The sequence below is a fragment of the uncultured Kiloniella sp. genome, from assembly GCF_937128705.1.
GTDB lineage: Bacteria > Pseudomonadota > Alphaproteobacteria > Kiloniellales > Kiloniellaceae > Kiloniella.
On record NZ_CAKZMP010000305.1, the window covers coordinates 1 to 5,504 of the forward strand.

The 5,504-nt window shown below is 46.4% G+C and carries 7 protein-coding genes; 3 read left to right on the forward strand and 4 right to left on the reverse strand.

What is annotated here, in order from left to right:
- On the reverse strand, window positions 1-188 hold a 188-nt coding region (locus Q0241_RS15175; protein ID WP_299378963.1), incomplete at its 3' end, for a hypothetical protein.
- Window positions 189-230: 42 nt separating this feature from the next.
- The gene (locus Q0241_RS15180) at window positions 231-1,529 is read right to left on the reverse strand and encodes a cyclopropane-fatty-acyl-phospholipid synthase family protein (protein ID WP_299378965.1); all 1,299 of its coding nucleotides are present in this window, start codon (window positions 1,527-1,529) and stop codon (window positions 231-233) included.
- Between the two features lie 386 nt (window positions 1,530-1,915).
- On the opposite strand from Q0241_RS15180, the gene Q0241_RS15185 reads away from it, so the two are divergent.
- The 3 genes from Q0241_RS15185 to folD all read left to right on the forward strand — a co-directional run bounded on the left by Q0241_RS15185 (window position 1,916) and on the right by folD (window position 4,029).
- Window positions 1,916-2,215 (forward strand): YggT family protein, encoded by a 300-nt coding sequence (locus tag Q0241_RS15185; RefSeq protein WP_299378967.1) that lies wholly within the window; start codon window positions 1,916-1,918, stop codon window positions 2,213-2,215.
- 42 nt (window positions 2,216-2,257) lie between these two features.
- Window positions 2,258-2,893 (forward strand): bifunctional nicotinamidase/pyrazinamidase, encoded by a 636-nt coding sequence (pncA, locus tag Q0241_RS15190; RefSeq protein ID WP_299378969.1) that lies wholly within the window; start codon window positions 2,258-2,260, stop codon window positions 2,891-2,893.
- Between the two features lie 236 nt (window positions 2,894-3,129).
- The gene (gene folD / locus Q0241_RS15195) at window positions 3,130-4,029 is read left to right on the forward strand and encodes a bifunctional methylenetetrahydrofolate dehydrogenase/methenyltetrahydrofolate cyclohydrolase FolD (RefSeq protein ID WP_299378971.1); all 900 of its coding nucleotides are present in this window, start codon (window positions 3,130-3,132) and stop codon (window positions 4,027-4,029) included.
- Window positions 4,030-4,148: 119 nt separating this feature from the next.
- On the opposite strand, the gene Q0241_RS15200 is transcribed toward folD, so the two are convergent.
- Window positions 4,149-4,433 (reverse strand): DUF3253 domain-containing protein, encoded by a 285-nt coding sequence (locus Q0241_RS15200; RefSeq protein ID WP_085901731.1) that lies wholly within the window; start codon window positions 4,431-4,433, stop codon window positions 4,149-4,151.
- Window positions 4,434-4,568: 135 nt separating this feature from the next.
- A complete protein-coding gene (gene tam, locus Q0241_RS15205) occupies window positions 4,569-5,348 on the reverse strand; it encodes a trans-aconitate 2-methyltransferase (protein ID WP_299378974.1) in 780 nt (259 codons plus the stop codon).
- Window positions 5,349-5,504: the final 156 nt, after the last annotated feature.

Sequence of the window (5,504 nt, forward strand, 5' to 3'; positions counted from 1 at the left end):
AAATCAATGGAGAGGTACTTCCAGTATTCTTGTTTAAAGACGTCAAAAGGCAAATATGGATCCAGTGCTTCTCCAACATTTTGATCAAAATACAATAAAATATCTTTTCTGATTGAATGAAGCTCTAGATAAGATAATTCAACTTTTTTCCCCTCTAAACTCAACCGATAGAAAGAGCTATCTGACATAACCAAAGCCTATAAATAATATATTATTTGTAAAGTTAATCCCTAGAGATAAAGATCAGATCGTGTTGGCGGCATGCCGGAAAGTCCTTTAGTTCTTTTGGTGGCGACGGTCTGGAAAATATTCAGTGTCCCCCGTGTGAAGGCTAGTGACACACCCGTGAGATAGAGTACCCAGAGGCGGTAGCGTTCTTCGCCAGCTTCCGCAATTGCTTCTTCTTTTCTCTCGATTAAGCGGAGCGCCCACAGTTCCGTGGTTCTGGCGTAATGTTCACGCCACGCTTCGACGTCATGGACTTCAAAGCCGTGCGCCTCAAGGTTTTTGGCGGTCATGCCGATATGGTCAACTTCGGCGCCTGGAAAAATATATTTGAGCATAGAGTTATATTCCGGGCGTTTTCGGTTAAACTTCGCATCGCTGGTTTTGCCTCTGCGGGTAATAGCGTGATGCAGATAAATCCCGCGCGGTTCCAACAGACGATTAACCGTCAGATAGTACTCGCGGTGATTTTCTATGCCCACATGTTCAAACATACCGATGGATGAAATCTTATCAAAAGTGCCTTCAAGCAAGCGAAAGTCCTTAAGTTCAACCGACACTTTGTCCGCAAGGCCTCTCTCTTTAATCCGTTGCTCTGCAAGAGCCAACTGTTCTTCAGACAGAGTAACTCCGACAGCGGTAACGCCATAATGCTCAGCGGCATGGCAGATCAACGCGCCCCATCCACACCCGATATCCAGCAAGCGATCCCCGGGTTTCAGGCGTAGCTTGCGACAGATCATATCCAGCTTGTCGCGCTGTGCCTGTGCAAGATCATTAGCCCAGTCCGTGAAATAGCCACAGGTATAAACCATCTCGGGATCAAGAAAGAGCTCATAAAACCTATTGGACACGTCATAGTGATAAGCAATGTCGTCCTGCTTGCTACCCCGGCCCGACGTCTCGCCTTGACCGTCCAGTTGAACGTTCTGTTGATCCGTGCGTGCAAAGAGAAGCGGAAAGAGATTCCGTAGTAGAAGGCTTTTATTCAGGCTTTTGACCAGCTTCTTGGTTTTGCCTTTGGGGCGACGTTCGGCCAGATCAAAAAGCGTGCCGCCACGAATATCCAGCCCACCTGAAAGATAGAGATCAATAACCGTCTTAAGTTTTGGCCGCCTGAGTAGTTTGGTTAAGACCGTTCTGTCCGTCAGCGCCAGACGGAGGTTATTTTTTTCAGCATCAGAAGGCGGAACAAGAGACCCATCCCAAAGTTGAAAAGAGAAATCCAAACCAAGTTTTTCGTGGAGATGCGAAAGTGCTTTTCTGACGCTTTCTAGCGAACGGTCCTGCCCCATAACAGACATTACTAATCCTTTGATAAATCAAACAAGATTGCACCACACCCATCAAAAGCTTACCCAAGCAAATAGCCAGAAGCAAATACTCTGTCCGGCACCACTGAAAATTGATCAGAACGATGATAATTAAACCATTATCATCGTTCCACACATCCCCAATCAACAAAGGTTCTAAACATACATTGAGAGATAAGTATCAGCTTGTAATTTAGCTTTCCGCGTCCTATTTAGCTTCGAAGAGACGTCATGTTTAAGCAGACAAAAACACCCAGATAACTTATTAGGTAATTGCCTTGGGTAATTGCTTTGCTTGAATATAAAGAAGCAGGTATGTAGGCTGTTCTTAATTTATTATTGCCTGCAACCTCCCAACCAGTTGAGATGTGTTTACAATGGATATTATTCTAGGGCCTTTGATTACTGTACTCGTGATTGCGCTCGATCTATTCAAATGGGCTGTTATCCTTTCGGCAATTCTAAGCTGGCTCGTTGCTTTCAACGTGATCAACACCCACAACCAGTTTGTCAGTATGGTTGGGGAGTTTCTCTGGCGTTTGACAGAGCCTGCGCTTCGGCCAATCAGAAGTATCATTCCCAATATCGGCGGCATGGACCTGTCCCCAATCGTACTTTTACTGGTCATCATATTCCTACAAAATGTGCTCATTAACCTCCGCATCAGTTTTGCGTAAAACAGCTTAAATCTGGCTTTTCAACAAAGAAGGTATCGCGTTATGTCCCATTCTCTCAGTTTGAGCAGCCGCGATGCCCTCTTGATCATTGATGTGCAAAACGATTTTTGCACGGGTGGGGCTTTGGCGGTACCAGAAGGTGAAGCCATTGTCCCCGTTGTGAACAAACTGATTGACCGCTTTCCCCACGCACTTGCTACACAAGACTGGCACCCCGAGGGACATTTATCTTTTGCTTCATCCCACAAAAATCAGACCCCTTATGGAATAATCGAGCTTAGCTATGGTCAACAGGTTCTTTGGCCGGATCATTGTGTTCAAGGGGAAGACGGATCAACTCTGCATAAAGATCTCAATAAAAATGCACTGGAGCTGATCCTGCGCAAGGGCTTTCGGAAAGAAATCGATTCCTATTCCGCCTTTTACGAAAATGACAAAAGTACCTCAACCGGCCTCAGCGGATATTTGAAAGAACGCGAAATCACGCGCGTCTTCCTTTGCGGCCTTGCAACGGATTTTTGTGTGTATTACTCGGCAATAGACGCCGTTAAACAGGGGTTAGAAACCTTTGTGATTGCCGACGCCTGTCGAGCAATTGATCTGGATGGATCATTGGCTAAAGCGATGACTCACATGCGGGAATCAGGCGTTGAAATTCTGAGCTCTGACGAGCTTTAACCGGATTATCCGATCAATCAATTCACGATTCAAAACAGAAAGCCCATCCTGCCTTGCGATAAGTCATTGCATCGCCAGACCGAAAGCCATAAAACCACGAAAACAGAAGTCGAGATTCCCCATACTTTACATCGCCTCAGGCGGAATTTTGTTGGGCTTATGATACTGACCAATTGACATTGAGATCAATCGACCCCGATGTCAATTGGCACTGGGATCAATCAAGGAGACCTATGATGTCCACTGCGACAATTATTGACGGTAAAAAGTTTTCCGCTACCCTTCGTGGCCGTATTGCAGAAGAAGTTACCCGCCTGAAAAGCGATCATGGACTAACACCTGGTCTTGCCGTTGTTCTGGTTGGTGAAGACCCTGCCAGCCAGGTTTACGTGCGCAGTAAAGGCAAACAGACCCTTGAAGCCGGCATGAATTCTTACGAACACAAGATGTCCGTTGAAACTACTCAGGAAGAGCTTTTGGCGAAAGTTGAAGAGCTCAACAACGATCCTGCTGTTCACGGTATCCTTGTTCAGTTACCTGTTCCCGATCATATTGATGATCATGCCATTATTAATGCCATTGATCCAAACAAAGACGTTGATGGCTTCCACGTGATTAATTCTGGTCGTTTGGCAACAGGCGCACGTGGCGCAAGCGCACCAATGATCCCTTGTACCCCGCTTGGTTCTATCATGTTACTAAAAGATCATCTTGGTGATCTTTCTGGCAAAACAGCCGTTGTTGTTGGTCGTTCTAACATTGTCGGCAAACCAATGGCCCAACTTCTGCTACAAGAAAGCTGTACCGTGACCATCGCGCACAGCCGCACCAAAGATCTTCCAGACGTTGTGCGTCAGGCTGATATTGTAGTTGCCGCTGTTGGACGCCCTGAAATGGTTAAAGGCGACTGGATTAAACCGGGGGCAACCGTTATCGACGTTGGGATCAATCGCATTGAAGTTGATGGCAAAAATAAACTGGTCGGCGATGTCGCAACAGCAGAAGCAATGGAACACGCTGGTGCAATTACCCCGGTTCCAGGTGGCGTAGGCCCGATGACAATTGCTTGTCTTCTTGCCAACACACTGACTGCTGCAAGTCGCCAAAACGGACTAAAAGAACCAAATCTTCTCTAAGATTTCGCTATCGAATTAGCCATAAAAAAAGCCCGGCACTGAATTTCAGTTCCGGGCTTTTTCTTATTATCGTCGTTGGCGCTAAAAGAAATCCAAGGGCATCATTCTAATGCTTGCCCTTAAGCAATCACAAGCTTGAACAATCCTTTGATCGGTGCCTTCGGGTCAGCCACTTCGCCTTTGCGAATAATGTTGATCCGGCCTGTGCGTGCCAAGTGCAAAGCCTGCTGACGAACAGCAGGTAAATATTTGCGCCAGGCATCCGGGCGATCTTCTTTCTTTGCACGAGGCTTGTAATAAGCGCGCGCAAGAGCATCCGGGCTAACGGCATTCTCAGCCCCGTAGAGTTCCCCGAGGATAAAAATCGCAATCGGGTCGTCAGTTTTTTTCTTCTCGTCGCTCATATCAATCTCTCATCATAAGAATGGCGCCTTCACTAACGTGAATCTCGCCCGGGGGCAATGACAATCTACACGATCCTCCGCCTAGCAGCTTTGCGGTGAAGGCATGGGATTAAGCCATGGGGTTAAGATAGCTTATCAAATTTTCTTTTGGGCAACGACAAATAATCGCGGAAATGTCAGTAGAACGCGGCCATCCTTCAACGGCTTATAAACCTGTTTAATCTTGCCTAAATACTGTTCCAGATATGCAGTCCGTTCCTGATCATTTAGAGGGCCCAGGAAAGGCCTGAGACCTGTTGATTTGAACCAATCCACAATGCCCTCCGCATCAACCAAAACATGCTCATAACTGGTCCGCCATATATCAATCACATCAGATTGATCCGTCACCCAATTATAATAATCCGCACAACTGCCAATAGTTTCGCGCGATTTCACCGCTTCTGAGAGCATCTCTGTCCATGGCCCTTCTGACGCAACCTCTCTCATCAAAGCATGAGTTGGCTCGGATAGGTTATCCGGCATTTGAACGGCAAGGATACCGCCCGGCTTAAGGCACTGCATCAAACGAGGAAACAAATCGCTATGCCCAGTTACCCACTGAAGCGAAGCATTGGCAAAAATAACGTCTGCTTTTTCCTGCGGGTGCCACATTGCAATATTATCAAGGGCGAACTCTGCGTCAGGTAATCTCTTTTTTGCCTCCTCCAGCATTTTCGGCGAAGAATCCACCCCAAGAATAGCTGCTGATGGGAACTTTCTCTTCAAAAGCTCTGTCGAATTGCCGGGACCACAGCCAAGATCAACAACCGTCTCAGGCTTATCAATACTTACCCTGTTCAGTAACTCATACGCAGGACGAGTCCTAAGATCCTCAAACTGAAGATATTGATCAGTATTCCAGTCGTTTTTCAAAACATCTCCCCCTAAAACAAAAAGCCCCGCGATTGCAGGGCTTTTTTATTCGAAATTTACAAAGAAATTATCTTTGCTTATTCAGTAGCTTCAACCGCAAAGCATTAAGCTTGATAAAGCCTTCAGCGTCGCGTTGGTCATAAACCGTATCTTCTT

Excerpts from the sequence above, each read along its gene's own strand:
- Q0241_RS15180 (WP_299378965.1), bottom strand. The coding sequence starts at position 1,529 with ATGTCTGTTATGGGGCAGGACCGTTCGCTAGAAAGCGTCAGAAAAGCA.
- Q0241_RS15185 (WP_299378967.1), top strand. The coding sequence starts at position 1,916 with ATGGATATTATTCTAGGGCCTTTGATTACTGTACTCGTGATTGCGCTC.
- pncA (WP_299378969.1), top strand. The coding sequence starts at position 2,258 with ATGTCCCATTCTCTCAGTTTGAGCAGCCGCGATGCCCTCTTGATCATT.
- folD (WP_299378971.1), top strand. The coding sequence starts at position 3,130 with ATGTCCACTGCGACAATTATTGACGGTAAAAAGTTTTCCGCTACCCTT.
- Q0241_RS15200 (WP_085901731.1), bottom strand. The coding sequence starts at position 4,433 with ATGAGCGACGAGAAGAAAAAAACTGACGACCCGATTGCGATTTTTATC.